This is a genomic window from Sphingobium sp. B2D3A (assembly GCF_025961795.1).
Classification (GTDB): Bacteria; Pseudomonadota; Alphaproteobacteria; order Sphingomonadales; family Sphingomonadaceae; genus Sphingobium.
This window is the reverse complement of sequence record NZ_JAOQOI010000001.1, coordinates 2,229,468-2,250,132: the sequence shown is the minus strand read 5'-3', so window position 1 is coordinate 2,250,132 and position 20,665 is coordinate 2,229,468. Positions and strand designations below refer to the sequence as shown.

Here is a 20,665-nt window from a genome sequence, read left to right as displayed (position 1 = left end):
CCCGCCGCTGCGATGGTTAACATTTCGCAAACGCACAATAGCGCTGCGTTCAATTGTGCTCACGAGGCGAGGAAAGCCGCCTCAGCTCGCGCTCCGGCGCGGTGCAGTGCAACACATCGCGCGTCAGGCACGGTCTAGCGGGAGGCGACCAGCGCCAGCTGTGGCCCGTGCTGAGCGAGCACCACCTTGGTCACACCGCGCACCGTTTCGACCCGCTCGCCAAGCTCGGCATCGAGCTGAAAATCCTCGCCGAGGACCACCCGCGCCCGCCCGCCATCGGGCAGCGCCGCGTCCAGCTCCACGGTCGAGCGCGCGCCGCGCCGTTCGCCAAGCATCTGCCGGAGCGAAGGAATAGCGCCGGGCTCCTCGACGGAAATGACCATCCGCATTCGCGCCGTGCCAGCCAGGCGCGCGAAGGACTGGACGTTGCGCACGGTGACGCGCGGGGTCTCCTCACCGGGCTGGCGATCCAGCTCCACGGTCAGCAGGGCGCACTCGTTGCTCTCATGCAGGGTTGCGAGCAGCTTGCAGCTTTCCTCATCGAAGCAACTGGCCTGGAATTGCCCGCTTGAATCCGAGAAGGTCGCCGAGGCATAGCGGGCGCCGCGCTTGGTCTCGCGCCAGCGTATATCCTCGATCAGTCCCGCCATCATCGCGCCGGTGCGGTCGCCGCCGCCAATGCCATCCGACTGGCCGCACAGCTCCGCATAGCTGCGCACGCCTTTGCCGCGCGCGAGAATGCGATAGCGGTCCACGGGGTGCGCCGAGAAATAGAAGCCGAACGCCTCCTTCTCCTGCGCCATCCGCTCGACGGCGGCCCATTTCACGTCCGGCAGCGGCACGTCCGCATGGGAAACATCCTCCCCACCGAACAGACCGCCCTGCCCGCTCTCGCGCTGCTCGGCGGCTTTGGCGGCAACCGCCAGCAGCGCCTCGGCAGCGGCATGGACCACCGCGCGGTCCAGCCCCAGGCTGTCGAAGGCGCCGGCCGCCGCCAGACTCTCAAGCTGCCGGCGATTGAGCAGGCGCGGTTCGATCCGGCCGGCCAGATCATCGAGATCGCGAAACGCGCCGCCTCGGACCCGCTCCTCGACCAGCGTTTCCATCGCCTTCTCGCCCACGCCCTTGAGGCCGCCGAGCGCATAACGCACGGCGTGGCGGCTAGCGTCCTCCGGGTCCGGTTCCACCGAGAAATCGGCTTCGCTGACGTTGATGTCGGGCGGCAGGCAAGTCAGCCCCATGCGGCGCATGTCATCCACGAACACGGTCAGCTTGTCCGTCTGGTGGATATCGAACGCCATGGAGGCGGCGTAGAATTCGGCCGGATAATGCGCCTTGAGCCACGCGGTCTGATAGGCGAGCAACGCGTAGGCGGCCGCGTGGCTCTTGTTGAAGCCATAGCCGGCGAACTTGTCGATCAAGTCGAACAGCTCATTGGCCTTCTTCTTGTCGATCTGGTTGTGCGCCTTGCAGCCTTCGACGAAGGTCGCGCGCTGCGCGTCCATCTCCGCCTTCACCTTCTTGCCCATGGCGCGGCGCAGCAGATCGGCGCCGCCGAGCGAGTAGCCGGCAAGGATCTGCGCGGCCTGCATCACCTGTTCCTGATAGACGAAGATGCCGTAGGTCTCGTTCAGGATCGGCTCGAGCAGATCGTGCGGATATTCAATCGCCTCCTCGCCATTCTTGCGGCGGCCAAAGAGCGGGATATTGTCCATCGGGCCGGGCCGGTAGAGCGAGACGAGCGCGATGATGTCGCCGAAATTGGTCGGTTTCACGGCGGCGAGCGTCTTGCGCATGCCCTCGGATTCCAGCTGGAACACGCCGACCGTGTCGCCGCGCTTGAGCAGATCGTAGACCTTCGCGTCGTCCCAGCTCAGCCCTTCCAGGTCGACGCTGACACCGCGCTTGGCGAGCAGCTTGACCGCGCGTTGCAGCACCGAGAGGGTCTTGAGGCCCAGAAAGTCGAACTTCACCAGCCCGGCGCTCTCGACATATTTCATGTCGAACTGCGTCACCGGCATGTCGGACTTGGGATCACGGTAGAGCGGGATCAGCTCCGACAACGGACGGTCGCCGATCACCACGCCGGCGGCGTGGGTGGAGCTGTTGCGCGGCAGGCCCTCCAGCATCATCGCCTGATCGACCAGCCGCTTGATCTGCCCGTCCGCCTTATACTCGGCGACGAACTCGGCGGAGCCATTCATCGTCCGCTCCAGCGTCCACGGGTCGGTCGGGTGATTGGGGACCAGCTTGGCCAGCCGGTCGACCTGATTATAGCCCATCTGCAGCACCCGGCCGGTATCCTTGAGCGCCGCGCGCGCCTTCAACGTACCGAAGGTGATGATCTGCGCCACCTGATCATGACCATATTTGCCCTGCACATAGCGAATGACTTCGCCGCGCCGGGTTTCGCAGAAGTCGATGTCGAAGTCCGGCATCGAGACGCGCTCGGGATTGAGGAAGCGCTCGAACAGCAGGCCCAGCGCCAGCGGATCGAGATCGGTGATCGTCAGCGCCCAGGCGACGACCGAGCCAGCGCCCGAACCACGCCCCGGCCCCACCGGAATATCCTGCGCCTTGGCCCATTTGATGAAGTCGGCCACGATCAGGAAGTAGCCGGGAAAGCCCATCTGGATGATGATATCCAGCTCGAAATCGAGCCGGGTGAAGTAATCCGGATAGCGCGCCCGCAGCGCGGCTTCATCAAGCTCGGCCGCGGCTTCGCCATGCGTGTGCTGGTGGATCTTGCGCAGGCGCCCGACCAGACCCGCCGTCGCATCGACGCGCAACTGCGCCTCCTCACCGTCGCGGTCGCCGGCAAGGCTGGGCAGGATTGGCTTGCGCTTGGGCGCCATCACCGCACAGCGCTGCGCCACGACGAGGGTGTTGGCGATGGCTTCCGGCAGATCAGCGAACAATTGCTGCATCGCATCGGCGGGCTTCATCCAGCTTTGCGGCGAACTTTTCGGGCGGTCGTCGCTCTCCACATAGCTGCTATTGGCGATGCAGAGCAGCACGTCATGCGCCGGATGGAAGCCGGCATCGGCATAGCAGGCCGGATTGGTGGCCACGAGCGGCAGATTGCGCGCGTATGCGAGGTCGATCAGCGCGTCTTCCGCCGCCGCCATGATCGCATCGTCGGTGCGGGACAGCTCGATATAGAGGCGATCGCCGAAGAGGGCGGAGAGCCGGCCAAGATAGCGACCGGCTTCCTCCGGCAGGCCTTCCGCCAGCAACCGGGCGAGTGCACCTTCGCCGCTTGCCGTCAGGCAGATGAGGCCGTCGGCATGGCGCTCCAGCGCCTCGAAGGAGACATGCGCCTCCTCCATTTCCGGCCGCTCGACATGGGCGCGGCTCGCCAGCGCGCAGAGATTGCCGTAGCCGACATCATCCTGCGCCAGGAGGACCAGCCAATCGATCTGAACCGGCGCATTGTCCGGCCGGCCGGGGCGCGCCACCGCGAGCGTCGTGCCGATGATCGGCTGCACGCCGGCCTTGGCGGCCGCGTCGGAGAAGGCCATGGCCGCATAAAGGCCGTTCCGATCGGTCAGCGCCGCAGCAGGAAAGCCCAGCTCCTTGGCCCGCGCGGCAAGCTGCTTGGGCGCAATCGCGCCTTCCAGCAGGGTGTAGGCCGACAGGTTACGGAGCGGAACATAGGGCTGGTGCGGCATGACCGCTGTTATGGGGCCTTGGCGCCCATCTGGAAAGGGCCGCGCGCAAGTTACCCACAGGCTTTGCACCACTGAGACCGCCGGCACTGGGTCATTCCCGCAATCCCCCTGAACGCCCGATCTTGCAAGGACTTGCGCCCCGGACCCAAGATGGTTCAATGAGTCGCAGAAACAGGGGACGGGATTATGGACATCGAACCGACGGGTGGCAGGGCGCCATCGCTCATGGAACGCGCGAAGGCGATCATTCTCAAGCCCAAGGCGGAATGGCCGGTGATTGCGGCGGAGACGACGCCGAGCGGTGACATCTTCACCAACTACGCCCTGCCACTGGCGGGGATCAGCCCGATCGCGGCCTTCGTCGGCGGCCAGCTCTTCGGCTTCGGCGCGTTCGGCTTCAGCTATCGCCCGTCGCTGATCAGCGGCCTCTCCATGGCGGTGACAAGCTTCATTCTGGCGCTGGTCAGCCTGTTCCTCATCAGCTTCATCGCCAACAAGCTCGCGCCCAAATTCGGCGGCGTCGGCAGTTCTCGCAACGCCTTCAAGCTCGTCGCCTATTCGATGACGGCCAGTTGGCTAGCCGGCATCTTCAGTATCATGCCGTCGCTCAGCTTCCTTGGAATTCTCGGCCTCTATTCTTTCTATCTCTTCTATGTCGGCGCGGCCCCGCTGATGAAAGTGCCGCCCGAGAAGGCGCTGACCTACACGATCGTGACGGTGCTGTGCGTGCTGGTGATCTATATCGTCATCGGCGCGATCACCGCCACGGTGGGCCGCACCTTCGGCTTCTCGCCCTCGGGAAGCCTGGGCGGCGGCACGGTGACGACCGAAGATGGCGATACGATTACCCTGCCCGGCGTCGGCAACATCGATACCGGCAAGATCGAGCAGGCAGCGCGCGACATGGAAGCCGCGCAGACCCGTGAAGCCGTCGCGCCGGCGCAATTGCAGGCGCTCCTGCCTGCCAGCATCGGTGTCTATCAGCGCACGGCGATCAGCAGCGTCAAGGCCGGCCCCACCAGCCAGGCCGAGGCAAGCTATGAGGCAGGTGGCAAGCGCTTCACCCTCAAGGTCTCCGATATGGCGGCGATGGGCGCGATTGCCGGCATGGCGAGCGCCATGGGCGTTGAATCCAACCGTGAGGATGGCGACAGCTACGAGCGCACCACGACGGTGGACGACAATATGGTCATCGAGCGGTGGGACCGCGGCGCCGGCAACGGATCGTTCGCAACCACGGTCGACAAGCGCTTCATGGTCGAGGCAGAGGGCGACGCGGGCAGCATCGACGAATTGAAGGCCGCCGTCGCTGCCATCGACATGGCCAAGCTGAAAGGCCTGAGGCGCTAATCAGGCGCCGATCCGTTCAAAAATAGGCTGCGCCTGAGCGGTTCAGGCGCGAGGCTGAAAGCGTCGGCGATTACCAGTCCAGCACTTCGCCATCATAGGCCCAGAAGCGGCCGCTATTCTCCATGCTCAGGCCGTCCAGCACCTGCCGCAATCCCGCCGCGCTGGTCTCGACGTCGATGTCCGCGCCGGGGCCACCCATATCGGTGCGTACCCAGCCGGGGTGGAGGGAAGCCACCGCAATCCCCTCGCCTGCCAGATCGGCGGCGAGGCACTGCACGACCTTGTTCACCGCCGCCTTGGAGGCGCGATAAGCGAGATGGCCCGACTGCGGCGCGGCCATCGACCCCATGCGGCTGGAGGTCACCGCCACGCGCGGATGAGCCGCCTTGCGCAAATTGGGCAGCAGTGCCTGGATCACCCGCAACGGGCCGAGCACGTTAACATCGAGCGTGTGCAGGAAGCCATCAAAGTCCATGTCCGTGCTGCTCTGACGCTCGGGGCCGATTACCCCGGCATTGGCAAGCAGCAGGTCGACCGGCCTGCCATCGAGCGCCGCCGCGAACTTGCTGACCGATTGCGCATCCGCCACATCCAGCGCCATGGTGGTACCGAAGATGGGATCGGCCCGGTCTTCGCCGCGCATGGCGCGGATCACATCATGCCCGTCCTGCGCATATTGCCGCGCCAGTTCCAGGCCGATGCCCCGATTGGCGCCGGCGATCACGATGGTTGCCATGAGTCGTCTCCTGTCGCGTGCCGCCGGCCACCATGGCGCGCCGGCACAAATCGCTAATCGAGAAACCCGTCATGCAGCCGAACGATCCGGTCCATCCGCGCCGCCAGCCGCTCATTATGCGTTGCGATGAGCGCGGCTGAGCCCTGCTCGCGAACGAGCCGGATGAATTCGTCCAGCACCACATCGGCCGTGCGCTCATCCAGATTGCCGGTCGGCTCATCGGCCAGCACCAGCGCCGGGCGATTGGCAAGCGCGCGCGCCACCGCGACGCGCTGCTGCTCGCCGCCGGAAAGCTGGCTCGGCTTGTGCTCGAGCCGGTGGCCGAGACCGAGGCTGGTGAGCAGGCTTTCCGCCCGCGCCAGCGCCTCAACCTTGCTCTTCCCCAGGATCAGCTGCGGCAGGATGACATTCTCGACCGCGCTGAAATCGGGCAGCAGATGATGGAACTGGTAGACGAAGCCGAGCTTCTCGCGCCGCAGCGTCGTGCGGCCATCATTACCTTCGCTTGCAACTTCGACGCCGCAGAGGCGGATCGAGCCGCCAAAGCCGCCCTCCAGCAGGCCGATCGCCTGCAACATGGTCGACTTGCCGGAGCCGGACGGGCCGAGCAGCGCCACGATCTCGCCGGCCTGCACGTTCAGGTCCACGCCGCGCAGCACGTCGATTTTGGCGCCGCCCTGCGTGAAGCTGCGCGACAGGCTGTGAACGGAGAGCACCTCACTCATAGCGCAGCACCTGTACGGGGTCGGTATTGGCAGCCTTGAAGGCCGGATAAAGCGTGGCGAGGAAGCTGAAGCCCACCGCCATGATGCAGATCGCGCCAATCTCGACCGGATCGGGCTTGGACGGCAGCGAGGTCAGGAAGCGGATCGACGGATCCCAGAGTTGCTGGCCGGTGAGCATCTGCACGCCATCGACAATGCCCTGGCGGAAGAACAGGATCACCGAGCCGAGGACAAGGCCTGCGCCGGTGCCGAGCGTGCCGATGGTCACGCCCACCGTCACGAAAATCCGCAACAGGCTGGCGCGCGTGGCGCCCATTGTGCGCAGGATCGCGATGTCGCGTGTCTTGGCGCGGACCAGCATGATCAGGGAGGAGAGAATGTTGAACACCGCGACCAGAATGATCAGCGAGAGGATGACGAAGGAGACCACGCGGTCCACCTGCAGTGCCTCGAACAGGCTGGCATTCATCTGTCGCCAGTCGATCACCTGGCCTTGCGTCGCCACCTGCTTGGTCAGCGGCGCCAGGATCTCGCCGACGCGGTCGGGGTCTTCCGTCTGCAGCTCGACCATGCCGACTTTGTCGCCCATCAGCAGCAGCGTCTGGGCATCCTGCATCGGCATGATCACGAACGCCTTGTCATAATCGTAGATGCCGATCTCGAAGACAGCGCCGATCTCATAGGGGAGCTGGCGCGGCACCGTGCCGAAGGGCGTCGAGCGCCCGGCCGGATTGATGACGCTGATCGACTGGCCAACGCCCACGCCAAGCGCCTCAGCCAGGCGGGAGCCGATCGCGACCTTGCCACTGCCGGCCCGCACATCCTTGAGCGAGCCTGCCAGCACCTTGCCGGAGAGCGACGCATTGTCGTGAATATCGGCTTCCGTCATGCCGCGAATCAGGGCCGCTTCCACCCGGCCGTTAAACGTCGCCAGCAGCGGCTGCTCGATCAGCGGCGTTGCACTGGTAACGCCCGGGGTGGCTCGCGACTGCCGCGCGATCTCCTCCCAATTGTCCAGCCGCCCGCCATAGCCCTGCACCACCGCATGGCCGTTCAAACCCACGATCTTGTCGAACAGTTCGGCACGAAAGCCGTTCATCACGCTCATCACCACGATCAGCGCGCCCACGCCCAGCATCACCGCGACGAGGCTGATGGAGGCGACGAGGAAGATGAATCCCTCGCCCTTGCCAGGCAGCAGGTAGCGCCGGGCGATCATGCGTTCGTAACGATTGAGGATCATGGCAGGGGCAGAAGCCTCGCGGGGGGACAGTCTGCGCACCTCTATGGTGCGGGGGAGGGAGTGGCAAGGCCCTGCGGCCCAACCGGGGACATGGCGCGCCTGTTGCGGATATGGCACAGGGTGCTTAACAATTTCGTAGCGTCGCAACTTGCCTGATGACAGCCGCCGTGCGCCATCCTAGCGTCAGCGGCGAAACACAGGCAATCATAGCAGGCCGTGGTTCAGGGATGTCGCGTCCCGCCTGACTCGCTTGAGGGGGCCGGACAGGTGAGCGGAAGCGACGCCAAAGGGGGAGACGATTAATCGTCCACGGGCGCCCGGATCGGCAACGATCTGGGCGCTTAGTCTTTGTGGCGATCTTCCCCGCACGCCTAGCACCCGATTGTTGCCGGATGATGTCAGCGCGCGCGGCACCGCTTGGCTGTGCAAAAATCATGATCACTCGCCACACCTGCCCCTCTTGAAAGGGCATGGCGCGCGCATATCTCTGCCCTGTCCGGTCGCCCATGATGGGGATCGGCTGATGCACCGGGCGCCGACTTCGGGCCTGGCATCGCAGTTCAAACACGCTCCAATGGAGGATTTGATTATGCGTGGCTTTGATTTGACTCCCTATCGCCGCTCCACTGTCGGCTTCGATCGCCTGTTCGACCTTATCGAGAACAGCGCGCGCCTGCAGCAGACGGACAATTATCCGCCCTATAACATCGAGCGCCTCGATGAGGATCGCTATCGCGTGACGGTCGCCGTCGCCGGTTTCAAGGCGGAGGAAATCGACATCACGGCGCAGCAGAACCTGCTCCAGATCACTGGCCGCAAGGCTGAGGTCGCGGAGAGCGAGCGCGCCAATTATCTTCACCTCGGCATCGCGAACCGCAGCTTCGAGCGCCGGTTCGAGCTGGCCGACTTCGTGCGCGTCGAGCGCGCCGACCTCGCCGACGGCCTGCTCATCGTAGAGCTGGTCCGCGAGGTGCCGGACGCGATGAAGCCGCGCAAGATCGCCATTAACGGCAAGGGCGAGGTCATCGACCTCTCAAGCGACAAGAACGCCGCCTGATCCGTTTCAACCCTCTCTCACCAGTCGGAGAGATGAGCGCCCGGGGAAACCCGGGCGCTTTTTTTTATGGCGGACCTTCGCGCCGCATCATTCCTCGAGCTGCCAGCGAATACGCTGGTTAAAGCCGCTTATCACTGGCTGACCCAGCGCATCGCGCGCCGGCGTGTACCGCGCACGCGTCGTGATCATCACGCATGAGGCCTTGTCCAGCACATCATGGCCGCTGCTTTCCACCAGTCTGCAATCGAAAGGCTGGCCGGTCTCATCCACGGTGAAATGGATGATAGTCGCGCCTTCCCAGCCGTTACGCCGGGCGAGGATAGTCGACGGCTGGCACGGCTCCCTGCAGCCTGGCCCGCGTTGCTGGCGCTTTCAGGGCATCTTTTGCCGGATCATAAGGCGGCGGAACCTCGACATGCGCATAGTCGTCCTCGATGGTTTCGGGTACGCCGAGGACCACAGCTTCCACAACGGCACCGAATGCCGCCCTCGCGCGCTCAAAATGCCCTGCATAATCAACGTCGGCCTGCACGGCCTTCCCAGCCCATAGCAGCAAGGTCCCGAGCCCAGCCACACCGACGAGCGCCAATATAAAATCCTGTGATTTGCGGTTCATGCCCCCATCTCCGTTCCCGCATCATGCCCGAGCAACCCGCCAAGGCGCAACCGGTCACCCTGGCCATATCGATCGCCGCACCAGAAGCATTGGCCCCTGCCGCATCTTGCGCTAATCGCGCGGCATGACTGATCGATCGCCTCTCGCTCGCCCCTTCCCCGCCCTCCCGGATATTGCCGGTGTGACGCCGCGCGTCGCCCGTGCCCGGTACAAGCAGTGGGATCGCTGCGACCTCACTTATGTGGAACTGGCGGAAGGCACCGCTGTGGCCGGCGTCTTCACCCGGAATGTCTGCTGCTCGACCGAGGTCGAGCTTGGCCGCGAAAGCGCCGCGCAGGGCAAGGCGCGCGCATTGATCGTCAATGCCGGAAACAGCAACGCCTTCACCGGTTTTCGGGGGCGCGAAGCCGTGGACCAGATTCGCGATCAGGTCGCCGGGCACCTTGGCTGCGCCGCCAGCGACGTGTTTGTGAGCTCGACCGGGGTGATCGGCGTGCCGCTGCCCAGCGACAAGGCCCGGGCCGGCGTCGAGGCGGCACTGGCCGCTACGCCCTGCACCTGGGAGCAGGCCGCCGAGACCATTGGCACCACCGACACTTTTGCGAAAGGTGCGACGACAAGCGCGGTGATCGGCGACAAGACCGTCCGCCTCTCCGGCATCATCAAGGGCTCGGGCATGATCGCGCCTGATATGGCGACGATGCTGGGCTATATCTTCACCGATGCCGCCATCGCGCCCGATTTGCTCCAGCAGATGCTGAGCGCCGCCAACCGGCGCAGCTTCTCGTGCATCACCGTGGATGGCGACACCTCCACCAGCGACACCGTGCTGCTCTTCGCGACCGGCAAGGCCGGCAACGCCCCCCTCACGAGCATGGACGATGCCGGCGCCGACGCGTTTCAGGCAGCGCTCAATGACATCTGCACCCAGCTCGCGCAGCTGGTGGTGCGTGATGGCGAAGGGGCGCAAAAGTTCATCGAGGTGGAGGTGACCGGTGCCGTCAGCGACGAGAGCGCCCGGCGCATCGGACTCTCCATCGCCAATTCCCCGCTGGTGAAGACGGCCATTGCGGGTGAAGACGCCAATTGGGGCCGCGTGGTCATGGCGGTCGGCAAGGCCGGCGAACCGGCGGATCGCGACAAGCTCGCCATCCGCTTTGCCGACAAATGGGTGGCGCAGGATGGGCTTGCCGTGGACAGCTATGACGAGGCCCCGGTGGCAGCGCATCTCAAGGGGCAGGATGTCCGCATCGGTGTCGACCTTGGGCTGGGCACAGGCCGCGCGACCGTGTGGACCTGCGATCTCACCCATGGCTACATCTCGATCAACGCCGATTACCGGAGCTAAGCCTCATGAACAGCCTCAGCAGCGCCGTCAGCGCGCTCCTGCGTGATGTCGCGCGCGACGTTGTCCTGCCGCGCTACCAGAACCTTGCCAATCATGAGGTGGAGGAAAAGACGGTCGGCGAGCTGGTGACCATTGCCGACCGCGAAGCCGAGTTGCGCCTCAATGAAGGGCTGAGCCGCATCCTGCCCGAGGCGGGCCTTGTCGGCGAGGAAGCCTGCGCGACCGACCCCGGCCTTACTGAAAAGCTCGAAACCGGCCTCAACTGGGTGATCGATCCCATTGATGGGACAGCGAATTTCGCTTCCGGAAAGCCGCCCTTTGCCATCATGGTCGCGCTGGCCGATGCCGGCGTGATCCAGGCGGGCTGGATTCTCGATCCCTTGACCGGGCGCCTGTGCGAGGCCTCGCTCGGACAGGGGGCGTGGATCGATGGCGAGCCGATAAAGGCCAAGGAGAGCGGCGCGGATATCCCGGTTGCCGGACTGTCCGTGCTGTTCCTGAACCCCGCCGACCGGCGGGCGATGATCGACCGCGTCGAAGGCCAGTTCGCCATTGCCGACATTCCGCGCTGCGCCGGGGAGCAATATCCCCGCATCGTGCTGGGCGTGCATGATCTCGCTGCGTTCGAGCGCACCTTGCCTTGGGATCATGCCCCCGGCGCGCTGTTCGTCAACGAAGCGGGTGGCCGTGTCGCGCGCCCCGATGGCTCATCCTATCGGCTGGCGGCCGATCCGGGGCGCGGCCTGCTTGCGGCGGCGTCTCCGGCTCTGTGGGATCGTGCGGCCGCGGTTCTGTACGGTTAATCAATACCCAGCACAAAATGCTGTTTTTTAACGATAACTGAAAACAAAAAGGGCGCCATTTGGCGCCCTTTCTTCGGCTTACCGCCAGTGGTGGTCGATCGCCTTACAGCTCGCCTTCGATCCAGCCCTTGAGCGCGCTCTTGGGGGCAGCACCGACCTTGGTGGCGGCCGGCGCGCCATTCTTGAACAGGATCATGGTCGGGATGCCGCGCACGCCATAGCGAGTCGGCGCGTCGGGATGGTCATCGATATTGAGCTTGGCGATGGTCACCTTCTCGCCCAGTTCCTCGCTGATCTCTTCCAGAGCGGGTCCGATCATCTTGCACGGGCCGCACCATTCCGCCCAGAAATCGACCAGAACGGGCTTGTCGGACGCAATCACGTCCTCATGGAAGCTGGCGTCGGAAATTGCCTTGGTAGCCATCGTCGAAACTCCTTCTGTCGAACGTCTATCTAGGTTGCCGAGGCGTCCGCCTCAAGGTCGGTGCTGCCCAACTTGTGCTCCTGTGCCAGCAAGCCGGGCTTGTGCGCAGCGAGCAAGGCCTGCGGCAGATCGATGAGGCGGGGGGCCGCCGTGTAAAGCAGGCTGACCCGTTGCGGACGGCCCGGGAAAATTTCGGCCAGCGCAGCCGCATAGGCCGCCATCTGGCGGACATGGGTTGCGGGCAAATCCACTGCATGGTCAGGGACATGCCGCCCAGTCTTGAAATCGACAATATGGACGAGATCATCCGTCACCAGCAGCCGGTCCACCGTTCCCGCGATCACCTGCCCGGCTACGACGGCCGCGATGGGCGCTTCTGCCAGCGCATCCGGGCCGAACAGTGCAGAATGGTTGGGATCGTCCAGCACGGCGCTGACATGCGCGAGCAGGTCGGTGCGCATCCCGGCATCGGCCACGCCGGCCTGTTCCAGCCAGCGCATGGCGGCGGCGGAACGCTCGGCGGCCGGCAGATCTGGCAAACGCTCGAACAGCGCGTGCAGCAGCCGCCCGCGCTCTGCCGCCGCGCGCATGGCAGCATCCGGCGGCGGATTGGGCACGTCATCCTCAACCAGCGCGGAGGGAGACAGCGGACGCGGCGGCCGTGCTTCCTGCGGCGCCGGCGCGCGCAGCCAGGCGGGCAGCGCGGGTTCTGCGGTGCTGCCATCTGCCTCGCGCGCCTTCTTCGCCTTGGCCGGCGTGAGGCCTGCCGGACCGGACCAACGCAGGGATTTGCCCCAGTCGGGCACGTCCGCCTCGGCAGCCCCGAGCGTTCGCATCGCCAGATCGACGGCCTGATACCAGCTTTCCCTGGGCGGCTCCCCCTTGGCCCGACTGCCGAGCGATCCGGTCACGATCAGCCGCTCTTCCGCCCGCGTGAGGCCCACATAAAGCAAGCGCCAATGCTCCTCCATGTCGAGCCGCTCGGCGGACTGCATGGCTTGTTCGATCGCCGGCGCGGCTTCGCCCTTGGCGGGGCGGATGAGCGGCAAGCGGGCGGCCTCGGTCACCGGCAGGCTCACGGCGTCGGCGCGCGGGCGCTGGCTGGGATCAAAGGCGGCATCGGCCAGAATGACGATGGGCGCCTCCAGCCCCTTGGCGCCATGCACGGTCATCACCCGAACCATGTCACCGCCCTCGCCCAGTTCGCGCTTGATGTCGGCATCGCCACGGTCGAACCAGTCGATGAATCGCTGCAACGAGGGATGATCGTCAGCCTCGAAGCCCAGAGCGGCATTGAGCAATTCGTCAATGGCATCGCGCGCCTCCTCGCCGAGCCGGGCGATCAACTTGCGCCGACCGTCCATGGCGCCGGAGAGAATGGCCTCGAGATAGCGATAGGGCGTCGTGAAATCGGCCTGCCCCAGCAGTGTGCGCAGCGGGGCCTGAAGCTCCGGCGCCAACGTCGCGCGCAGGTGGCTCCACAGCGAGCCCTCGCGCGGGACCGCGCGCGCCAGCAGTTCGTCCTGCGTCCAGCCGATGAGCGGCGAGACCAGCAGATTGGCGAGGTTGAGATCGTCCTCGGGCTGCACCGCAAAGCGCAGGGCCGCCAGCAGATCGCGCACGGCGAGCGGGGCCTGGAGCCGCAACCGGTCGACACCGGCCACCGGCACGCCCGCCTCATACAGCCGTGCGACGATCAGCCGGGAGAGCGCGCTGCGGCTGCGGAGCAGGATCAGCACGTCGCCAGCACGCGCCAGGCGGCCCTGGGTAGCCAGCGGCGTGCCGATCATACCTTTGACCAGCCGCGCGATCTTCTCGGCATGGCGGCGCTGGTGATCGGCCAGCCAGTCTTCCTCTCCCTCGCCGGCAGTCTCGTCAGCCTCGCCGTCCTCATCGCTCTCGCTCGGCAGCAATGAGGTCGGCGGGAGCAGCAGCACCTCGCCGGGGTGCTGGCGGGCGGCCTGATGCGGCGCGGAGGGCGCTTCCAGCCCGAGACGGTCATGCCCGACCGCGTCCAGCACGGCGTCGACGACATCGAGCACGGCCGGCATGGACCGGAAGCTGCGGGCCAAAGGCAATTCTGCGAAGGGGTGGCCGACGCGCTCGGTTGCCTCGCGGAAACGCTGCAGGGCGCTGGAAAAGGCCTCGGGACTGGTGCCCTGAAAACCGAAAATCGCCTGCTTGGTATCCCCGACCACGAACAGGGTGCGCAGCCGCGCCTGCTCGTCTGGTTCGACCTCCAGAAACTCCTCGACGATGGACCAGACGATGTCCCACTGCGCGTCGTTGGTGTCCTGCGCCTCGTCCACGAGGATATGGTCGACCTGCTGGTCGAGCTTGTAGCGGATCCAGTCCGCCATGCCCGGCTGGGTGAGCAACGCACTCGCGCGGCCGATCAGATCATCGAAATCGACCGCGCCGGCCTGCCGCTTGGCCTTGGCATAAGCGCGGGCATAAGCACGGCCCGCCGTCAGGCCCTGCGCCGCCGTGCGCGCGAAGGCGGCTTGCTTGCGCAGATCGAGCAGAGCCTTGATCGCCGCGCCGCACGCGCTGGCGAGATCGACATAATCCGGCTCGGCTTCCAGCAGGTTCTTGTTGGCGCGGTTCTTGACCTCGCCTTCCTTGGTGAGCAGCACGCCGAGCAGGTCCGCCAGTCCCTCGGCGCGCTGGACCTCGGAGCCGCTTAGCCAAGCCGCGATCATATCAGCGCATGCGAGGCCGGATTTGGCACCCCATGCACCATTGGCCCGCGCGACGGCCTGCAACGCGGCCACCGGAAACACGCCCTCGGCGCAGCGATCCGCCAGATGCGCATCGATGTCGCCATCCGGCAGGTCGAGGAAGGCAAGGAGGAAGCCCGCCAGATCTTCCGGCAACATCTCCAGCAGTTGCGCCGCGGGCACGCAGCGCGCGAGATAGGCCTGCGTGCCTTCCTCGCCCAGCCGCAGGGCCAGCATCTCCAGCGCCGCCAGCACCGGATCGTCCTGCGCCTGCCCGGCCTCCTCGATCATCGCGATCAACGCACGCCGGGCCAGCTCGCCCTGCCCGCGCTCGTCGAGCGGGCGGAACCCGGGGACCAGCCCGGCCTCCAGCGGGAAGGCAGCCAGCAGCGCCTGACAGAAGCTGTGGATGGTCTGGATGCGCAGCCCGCCGCCGGTCGCATCCAGCACGCGCGCGAACAGCAGGCGGGCGCGGGCGATCGCCTCCGGCCCCGGATCCTCGCCGAGCGCCACGAGATCGCGCGCGACGTCCACGGACTGCCCCTGCACCCAGCGGGCAAGCCGGCTGTGGACGCGCTCGGCCATTTCCGCCGCGCCCGCCTTGGTGAAGGTCAGGCACAAGATGTGCTCGGGCGCGACACCGCTCAGCAGCAGCCGCAGCACGCGGGCCGACAGCACGGCGGTCTTGCCGGTGCCGGCGGAGGCGCGCACCCAGCGATGGGCGGCGGGGTCCGAGGCGCTGGCCTGCTCCTGCGTCAGCCGGTTGAGTTCGCCTGCCTCAGCCATGGCTCACCTCCGGCAGCGCCTCGGCCCGTCGATCCCGCGCGAACCACTCGTCGAGCCGCATGAGCTGGTCATAATCGGTGAACACCGGCGCATCGCTGTGCGGGCGTGCGGCGAACGGCTCGTCCCCGGTCAGCCAGCGCGTCACGGCATCATCGAAGAAGCCGGCGACCATTGCGAGGAAATCTGCCGTCACGATCCGCTTGTAGCTGCCCTTGGGGTCGGTCAACGGACGCTTGAACCCGAAATTGCCATCCGTGCCCTTGCCGAGCTTCCAATATTCAAAGGCGCTCACATCCGATCCGGCGGCGAGACCGGCCTCCTTGGCAAAGCCGCCTGCCTGCGCGATCAGCCCCAGCAAACCGAGCTGGAGCGAGAAGCCGGCCTTGACCTGCTTGACCGAGGCGGTCGCGCCGCTCTTGTAATCGACAATGGCGAGTGTGCCGTCTGCAAACCGGTCGATCCGGTCGGGCTTGCCGCGCAGGGTCACGCCTGCCCGCTCGATGCGGCCCCATTTCTCGCCGAACAGCACCTCGCGCCCCTGCCCGGCCTGATCGCGCACGGCACCCGCCACCCAGTTGAGCGCGGCCAGTAAACGCGGCTGCCAGAGCGTCTTGAGTAGGGGATGGGCTTGCGCCTGCGCGATCATCTCCTGCGCCAACGCAGAGAGCCGCGCGGGATCGTGCCCGCCTTCTTCCATCCAGCGCTGGAGGACATCATGCGCGCGGGTACCACGCCAGGCCGGGCCGGGATCGGCATCCACGACATCCAGCGGCGCCAGACGCAGAATGCGCGCGGCGTAGAACGCATAGGGATCGGCCCGCAGGCGATCGACATCGGTGACGGCGATCTCGCGCGGGCGCAGGTCCGCGCGTGGGCGTGGCGCAGGCGTACGATAGGCGGGTGCGGGGGCATCAGGCCGGTCGATGGCCCGCGCGAGCGCGATCAGCCTGTCATCCTCGACCCAGCGCGCGCCGGTCATGGCCTTGAGCCGCAGCCAGAAGCGCGAGGCGACCGTGGGCGCGGAGGCATCCCGCCGGGCGCGGGAGAGGATCACCTGCGGCGCGCCCAGCCCATTGGCGAAATCATGCGCGGAGAGGCCGATGCGATAATCCAGCCCCGGCAGGCCAAGCGCGCGGCGGATGCGCGGGGCGAGCCATGGGTCAGGCGATGGCAGGCCGGGCCAGACGCCTTCATTGAGGCCGGCGAGGATCATCAGATCGGCCTGCTGCAGCCGCGCTTCCAGCAAGCCCAGGATCTGCAGGCGCGGGTGACCGCCCTGCGGGGGACGCACGGCCTGCCCGCCGAGGATCTGCGCGAGCATCCCCACGAAGCCGGCGCCATCCGCGCGCGCCGGCCCTTGCGGTGCTGCGGCTTCCGCATCGCCCAGGCATTGCGCGGCGGCATGGCCCTGATGACCGGCCCAGACGCGCTCCTCCGTCAGGGCCGAGGCCGCCTCGCGGACGGCGGCGAACAGGGCGGGCAGACTCTGCTCTCCAGAAAAGGCGCCCTCCAAAGGCGCCAGCAGTGCCACGACCTGCGCCCACCAGGGCCGTAGCGATTCCCTCATCACCTGCTGCCGGCCGCCCTTCTCCGCAAGCAGGGCGGTGACACCCGTCAATCCCGCTGCCGGCCGGGGGCCGCGCAGCACCAGATCGAGGCGGCGCACGGATTCGAGCCACGCCAGCCGCTCGTCACCAGCCATCACCAGCGGATGCTTGAGCAGGGCGAGTAGCGGCACCGGCGCAAACTGTTCGGCACCGGCCTGCACGAGCGCCAGCAGCAGCGTGCCGGGCGGAAGCTGGGAGAGCGGCCGGCCGGCGCTGTCGTCGGCCTCGATTCCCCAACGGCGCAGATGCGCGGACACCCGCGTCCCCAGCGCACGATCGGGTGTCACGAGCGCAGCCGTGCGCCCTTCCGTCTCCACCGCCTCGCGCAGGGCGATGGCGATGGCCTGCGCCTCCTCGGCCGGGTTCGCCGCCTCGATGGCGCGGACATCCTTGAGTGAGCGCTGCGCGGTCGGCACATCCGGCCAGCCACCGGTCAGCAAGGCCGGCAACAGCGCGTTGCTGATCGCCTTGCCCCGCGCGGCGCGGGCATCATGCTCGCTGCCCCAGCGCCAAAGCGCCACCTCGGCGCGGTGGGCATCCATCCGCTCCAGCAGCAGCTTGAGCGCAAATTGAGGGTGCGATTCATTGGCGGGAGGCGGCAGATCGCGCCCCGGCTCGGGCCGCGCGACGGGGCCAATCGCATCCCATTGCTCATCCGAGAGATTCTGGTCGAGATCGGGCAGCACCACCGCGCCCCGCGGCAGGCCGGCGACCGTCTTGAGCAGTCCCGCCACGGCTGGCGCATTGGTGACGACACCCGCGGCAACCACGAAGCGCTCCGGCGGCATCTCGCGCCAGCGGGCCGCAACATGATCGAGCAGGCGATTGCGCCGCTCGGCCATGTCGATCAGCCCGCGCGCGGCCAGTTCCTGCTGCCACTGGGCCGCCAATGCATCGAAATCGCTGAACGCGGCTTGCCAGTGGTGCGAGAGGTCATCGGGCTGCAGCGCCTTGAGATCGGCCAGCGCCTTGCGCTCGACGGTGAGCTGATCGAAAGCGGCCGCCAGCGCCGTCGCCAGCCGCCAGCCCTCGCCCGTTTCCAGCCGCTCGCCGCGACGCGCGCGCTGATCGATCACCAGCCGGGTCAGGATCATCAGCCGCTCGGCCGGCGCGATGGCTTGCGGAATATCCGCTTCCGCCCCGATCGGGCTGAGCGCGCTGCCCAGCGCTTCGTCCAAATCGATATCGCCGATGGGCACCAGCCTCGGCAGCAGCAGCCCGTTGCCGGACGCGCGCACGAACGCATCGCGCACCGCCCGCACCGCACGATTGTTCGGCAGCAGAACGATGCCGCGTGCGAGCGCCAGCCCGCCATCGCGCCGGCCATGCTGGGCGAGAAGCCCGGCGGCGAGCGCATCCGAAAATGCCCGGTGAGCGGGGATGGTAAAGAGGGCCGGCGCGCGGCGCTCAGCCATCGGCCAACCCTGCCTCGACCAGCGGAATCGCCTGCGGGGTGCCGACATCGAACCATTGGCCGCCATGGCTCAGGCCAAAGGCGCGGCCCTGTTCAATCGCGCGGTCCCAGAAAATATTGGTCGAGAAGACCTCGCCCGGCGGATCGCGCACCAGGCGCGGCGAGAGGATTTGCACGCCGGTGAAGACGAACGGCGCCACGCGGCCGGGCTTGCGCCGGCTCAGGCGGCCATCGGCTTCCATGTGGAAATCGCCAAGACCACGATGACCGGTGGCGCGGGCGTGCGGGATGAGCAGCAGCAGCGCATCCATCGCATCATCATCCCAGCGGTGGGCCAGCGCACGGATGGAATCGAACGGCCCGTTGATCCACAGATTGTCGCTGTTCGCGCACAGGAACGGCTTGTCGCCAAGCAGCGGCAGCGCCTTGACGAGGCCGCCGCCGGTTTCCAGCAACCGGGCGCGCTCATCGGAGACCGGATAGCTCGCACCCGTCCGCCGGGCACGCGACTCCAGATGCGCCTCGATGGGCCCGGCAAGATAATGGACGTTCACCACCGTGCGGCGAATGCCGGCGTCCTCGATGCGGTCCAGCGCATGATCCATGAGCGGCTGGCCAGCGACGCGGATCAGCGGCTTGGGCCGTGTGGCCGTGAGCGGACGCATCCGCTTGCCGAGGCCAGCGGCCATCAGCATCGCCGTCTCAAGCGTGGTGCTCATTGCGCGGATTGCCCCGCATCCAGCCGGCCCCGCGCCGAGGCGGGCACATTCTGCGTGAACCAGTCGGCCACCGGTGCGAGCGCGGGATGGGCAAGATCGCGCTCCAGCAGCCCCCACATGCGCGGCAGGAAATCGAGATAGCGCGGCTTTCCGTCGCGCTTCCACAGGCGCGTGAAAATGCCGATGATCTTGGCATTGCGCTGGGCACCCAGCACCGCATAAGCCGCCTCGAAATCCGGCGAGACTTTCGTGCGCGCCTGGTAATGCGCCAGCATTGCCTGCTCTACGGCCCGGCTCACATCCCGCCGGGCATCTTGCAGCAGCGAGACGAGGTCATAGGCCGGGTGGCCCGCCAGCGCGTCCTGAAAGTCCAGCAGACCGAGCCCGTGCGAGCGCGCATGGTCCGGCAGCAGCATGATGTTCTCGGCATGATAATCGCGCAGCACGGTTACCACTGGCGCGATATCCTGCTCGGCAATCGGCAACACCTTGTCCCACGCTGCGGTGTATCCCGACGCATCGACCGCAAGGCCTGCCGCCGGAGCGAACCATTCGGTCAACAGCGCTGCCTCGCGCTGGTAGACGGCGCGGTCATAAGGCGCGAGGCCACTCTGGGCCGGCTGCTCATGAAGATCGACGAGAAGGTCCACGGCGCGGGTGTAGATCGCCATTTCCTCGGCCGGCGCGGCGTCCAGATGCTCGCGCACCCGCGCATCGCCGAAATCCTCGAGCAGAACGAGGCCCTGCGTCAGATCCCGCGCCAATATGGCGGGCGCCGCGAATCCGTTTTCACACAGCCACTCGCCCACGCTGATGAACGGGCGCGGATCTTCATGCGGCGGCGGCGCGTCCATCAAAATGGCGCGCCGGTCACCCTCGACCACGCGGAAATAGCGCCGGAACGAGGCGTCACCGGCAAGCGGCAGGATCTCGGCCCCTCGCCATCCGGCTTGATCGAGAAACGGGCGCGCGCTTGGCGGCGGGATCATGTGACTGGCCATCGGCTCTCCCAAACGCGCGGCACCCGCGCTGTCAAGCGGCGCGTGCCGTCCGCCAAAATGTCGATTTGCAGGGCAAGGGCAATGGCATTGTAGCGCCCCGCCAGCCGGTCGGGCCATTCGATCGCCAGCGCGCCATCTTCGAGCCATTCGTCCAGCCCGAGTTCGCTGAGATCGCCCGTGTCCTCGATGCGATAGAGATCGACATGGCCCACAGGCAGACGCGTCTCGGGCGGCTCATAGCCCTGCAGGATGGCGAAGGTCGGGCTCGGCACATCGCCTTCATGCCCAAGGCCCCTGAGCAGGCCGCGGGCGAGCGTCGTCTTGCCGGCGCCCAGCCCGCCGGTGAGCGTGATCACATCGCCGGGCCGCAACTTTGCGCCCAAAGCTGCCCCGAAATCGGCGAGCGCGTCTGCTGAGGAGAAGGCAAGGGCACGATCGGACACGC

16 protein-coding genes are annotated in these 20,665 nt (G+C 66.7%); 4 read left to right on the top strand and 12 right to left on the bottom strand.

What is annotated here, in order from left to right; all coding sequences use genetic code 11:
- Positions 1-134: 134 nt before the first annotated feature.
- On the bottom strand, positions 135-3,671 hold the full coding sequence (gene dnaE / locus M2337_RS10440; RefSeq protein ID WP_264570171.1) for a DNA polymerase III subunit alpha: 3,537 nt from the start codon (positions 3,669-3,671) through the stop codon (positions 135-137).
- Positions 3,672-3,857: 186 nt separating this feature from the next.
- On the opposite strand from dnaE, the gene M2337_RS10435 reads away from it, so the two are divergent.
- Positions 3,858-5,021 (top strand): Yip1 family protein, encoded by a 1,164-nt coding sequence (locus M2337_RS10435; protein WP_264588596.1) that lies wholly within the window; start codon positions 3,858-3,860, stop codon positions 5,019-5,021.
- 70 nt (positions 5,022-5,091) lie between these two features.
- Here M2337_RS10435 and M2337_RS10430 read toward each other — a convergent pair whose 3' ends face one another.
- The 3 genes from M2337_RS10430 to M2337_RS10420 are packed head-to-tail and all read right to left on the bottom strand — an operon-like array spanning position 5,092 to position 7,725.
- Positions 5,092-5,757, bottom strand: a complete 666-nt coding sequence (locus tag M2337_RS10430; RefSeq protein ID WP_264570169.1) for an SDR family oxidoreductase — start codon at positions 5,755-5,757, stop codon at positions 5,092-5,094.
- A 53-nt stretch (positions 5,758-5,810) separates the two neighbouring features.
- Positions 5,811-6,482 carry an ABC transporter ATP-binding protein gene (locus tag M2337_RS10425; RefSeq protein WP_264570168.1) on the bottom strand — a complete coding sequence of 224 codons (672 nt, stop codon included), beginning with the start codon at positions 6,480-6,482 and terminating at the stop codon, positions 5,811-5,813.
- Positions 6,475-7,725, bottom strand: a complete 1,251-nt coding sequence (locus M2337_RS10420; RefSeq protein WP_264570167.1) for a lipoprotein-releasing ABC transporter permease subunit — start codon at positions 7,723-7,725, stop codon at positions 6,475-6,477. Before M2337_RS10420 ends, M2337_RS10425 begins: the two co-directional genes overlap by 8 nt.
- 589 nt (positions 7,726-8,314) lie before the next feature.
- Between M2337_RS10420 and M2337_RS10415 the strand changes: the two genes are divergently transcribed.
- Positions 8,315-8,782 carry an Hsp20 family protein gene (locus M2337_RS10415; RefSeq protein ID WP_181559518.1) on the top strand — a complete coding sequence of 156 codons (468 nt, stop codon included), beginning with the start codon at positions 8,315-8,317 and terminating at the stop codon, positions 8,780-8,782.
- Positions 8,783-8,869: 87 nt separating this feature from the next.
- Here the strand turns inward: M2337_RS10415 and M2337_RS10410 are convergent, their stop codons facing one another.
- Positions 8,870-9,052 carry an energy transducer TonB gene (locus M2337_RS10410; protein ID WP_264570166.1) on the bottom strand — a complete coding sequence of 61 codons (183 nt, stop codon included), beginning with the start codon at positions 9,050-9,052 and terminating at the stop codon, positions 8,870-8,872.
- 34 nt (positions 9,053-9,086) lie between these two features.
- On the bottom strand, positions 9,087-9,398 hold the full coding sequence (locus M2337_RS10405; protein ID WP_264570165.1) for a hypothetical protein: 312 nt from the start codon (positions 9,396-9,398) through the stop codon (positions 9,087-9,089).
- A 124-nt stretch (positions 9,399-9,522) separates the two neighbouring features.
- Here M2337_RS10405 and argJ point away from each other — a divergent pair, with 124 nt between their 5' ends.
- Positions 9,523-10,746, top strand: a complete 1,224-nt coding sequence (gene argJ / locus M2337_RS10400; protein WP_264570164.1) for a bifunctional glutamate N-acetyltransferase/amino-acid acetyltransferase ArgJ — start codon at positions 9,523-9,525, stop codon at positions 10,744-10,746.
- Between the two features lie 5 nt (positions 10,747-10,751).
- Entirely contained in the window at positions 10,752-11,549 is a 798-nt protein-coding gene (locus M2337_RS10395) for an inositol monophosphatase family protein (protein ID WP_264570163.1), read from the top strand.
- A 103-nt stretch (positions 11,550-11,652) separates the two neighbouring features.
- Here the strand turns inward: M2337_RS10395 and trxA are convergent, their stop codons facing one another.
- Genes trxA through tsaE form a run of 6 tightly spaced genes read right to left on the bottom strand, consistent with a single transcriptional unit; the run spans position 11,653 to position 20,663 of the window.
- Positions 11,653-11,973, bottom strand: coding sequence for a thioredoxin (gene trxA, locus M2337_RS10390; RefSeq protein WP_181559514.1), 321 nt, complete (start codon positions 11,971-11,973; stop codon positions 11,653-11,655).
- Between the two features lie 29 nt (positions 11,974-12,002).
- Entirely contained in the window at positions 12,003-15,479 is a 3,477-nt protein-coding gene (addA, locus tag M2337_RS10385; RefSeq protein WP_264570162.1) for a double-strand break repair helicase AddA, read from the bottom strand.
- Entirely contained in the window at positions 15,472-18,501 is a 3,030-nt protein-coding gene (gene addB / locus M2337_RS10380) for a double-strand break repair protein AddB (protein ID WP_264570161.1), read from the bottom strand. Before addB ends, addA begins: the two co-directional genes overlap by 8 nt.
- On the bottom strand, positions 18,494-19,219 hold the full coding sequence (locus M2337_RS10375) for a nucleotidyltransferase family protein (protein ID WP_264570160.1): 726 nt from the start codon (positions 19,217-19,219) through the stop codon (positions 18,494-18,496). The genes addB and M2337_RS10375 overlap by 8 nt, the downstream gene beginning before the upstream one ends.
- Positions 19,216-20,208, bottom strand: a complete 993-nt coding sequence (locus M2337_RS10370) for an aminoglycoside phosphotransferase family protein (RefSeq protein ID WP_264572237.1) — start codon at positions 20,206-20,208, stop codon at positions 19,216-19,218. Before M2337_RS10370 ends, M2337_RS10375 begins: the two co-directional genes overlap by 4 nt.
- A complete protein-coding gene (gene tsaE / locus M2337_RS10365; RefSeq protein WP_264570159.1) occupies positions 20,205-20,663 on the bottom strand; it encodes a tRNA (adenosine(37)-N6)-threonylcarbamoyltransferase complex ATPase subunit type 1 TsaE in 459 nt (152 codons plus the stop codon). Before tsaE ends, M2337_RS10370 begins: the two co-directional genes overlap by 4 nt.
- Between the last annotated feature and the right edge of the window lie 2 nt (positions 20,664-20,665).

Bases quoted from the DNA above. Each gene is read 5' to 3' on its own strand.
- M2337_RS10370 (WP_264572237.1), bottom strand. From the start codon at position 20,208: ATGATCCCGCCGCCAAGCGCGCGCCCGTTTCTCGATCAAGCCGGATGG.
- dnaE (WP_264570171.1), bottom strand. From the start codon at position 3,671: ATGCCGCACCAGCCCTATGTTCCGCTCCGTAACCTGTCGGCCTACACC.
- addB (WP_264570161.1), bottom strand. From the start codon at position 18,501: ATGGCTGAGCGCCGCGCGCCGGCCCTCTTTACCATCCCCGCTCACCGG.
- M2337_RS10430 (WP_264570169.1), bottom strand. From the start codon at position 5,757: ATGGCAACCATCGTGATCGCCGGCGCCAATCGGGGCATCGGCCTGGAA.
- M2337_RS10405 (WP_264570165.1), bottom strand. From the start codon at position 9,398: ATGAACCGCAAATCACAGGATTTTATATTGGCGCTCGTCGGTGTGGCT.
- M2337_RS10425 (WP_264570168.1), bottom strand. From the start codon at position 6,482: ATGAGTGAGGTGCTCTCCGTTCACAGCCTGTCGCGCAGCTTCACGCAG.
- M2337_RS10415 (WP_181559518.1), top strand. From the start codon at position 8,315: ATGCGTGGCTTTGATTTGACTCCCTATCGCCGCTCCACTGTCGGCTTC.
- argJ (WP_264570164.1), top strand. From the start codon at position 9,523: ATGACTGATCGATCGCCTCTCGCTCGCCCCTTCCCCGCCCTCCCGGAT.
- M2337_RS10375 (WP_264570160.1), bottom strand. From the start codon at position 19,219: ATGAGCACCACGCTTGAGACGGCGATGCTGATGGCCGCTGGCCTCGGC.
- trxA (WP_181559514.1), bottom strand. From the start codon at position 11,973: ATGGCTACCAAGGCAATTTCCGACGCCAGCTTCCATGAGGACGTGATT.
- M2337_RS10395 (WP_264570163.1), top strand. From the start codon at position 10,752: ATGAACAGCCTCAGCAGCGCCGTCAGCGCGCTCCTGCGTGATGTCGCG.
- M2337_RS10420 (WP_264570167.1), bottom strand. From the start codon at position 7,725: ATGATCCTCAATCGTTACGAACGCATGATCGCCCGGCGCTACCTGCTG.
- M2337_RS10435 (WP_264588596.1), top strand. From the start codon at position 3,858: ATGGACATCGAACCGACGGGTGGCAGGGCGCCATCGCTCATGGAACGC.
- addA (WP_264570162.1), bottom strand. From the start codon at position 15,479: ATGGCTGAGGCAGGCGAACTCAACCGGCTGACGCAGGAGCAGGCCAGC.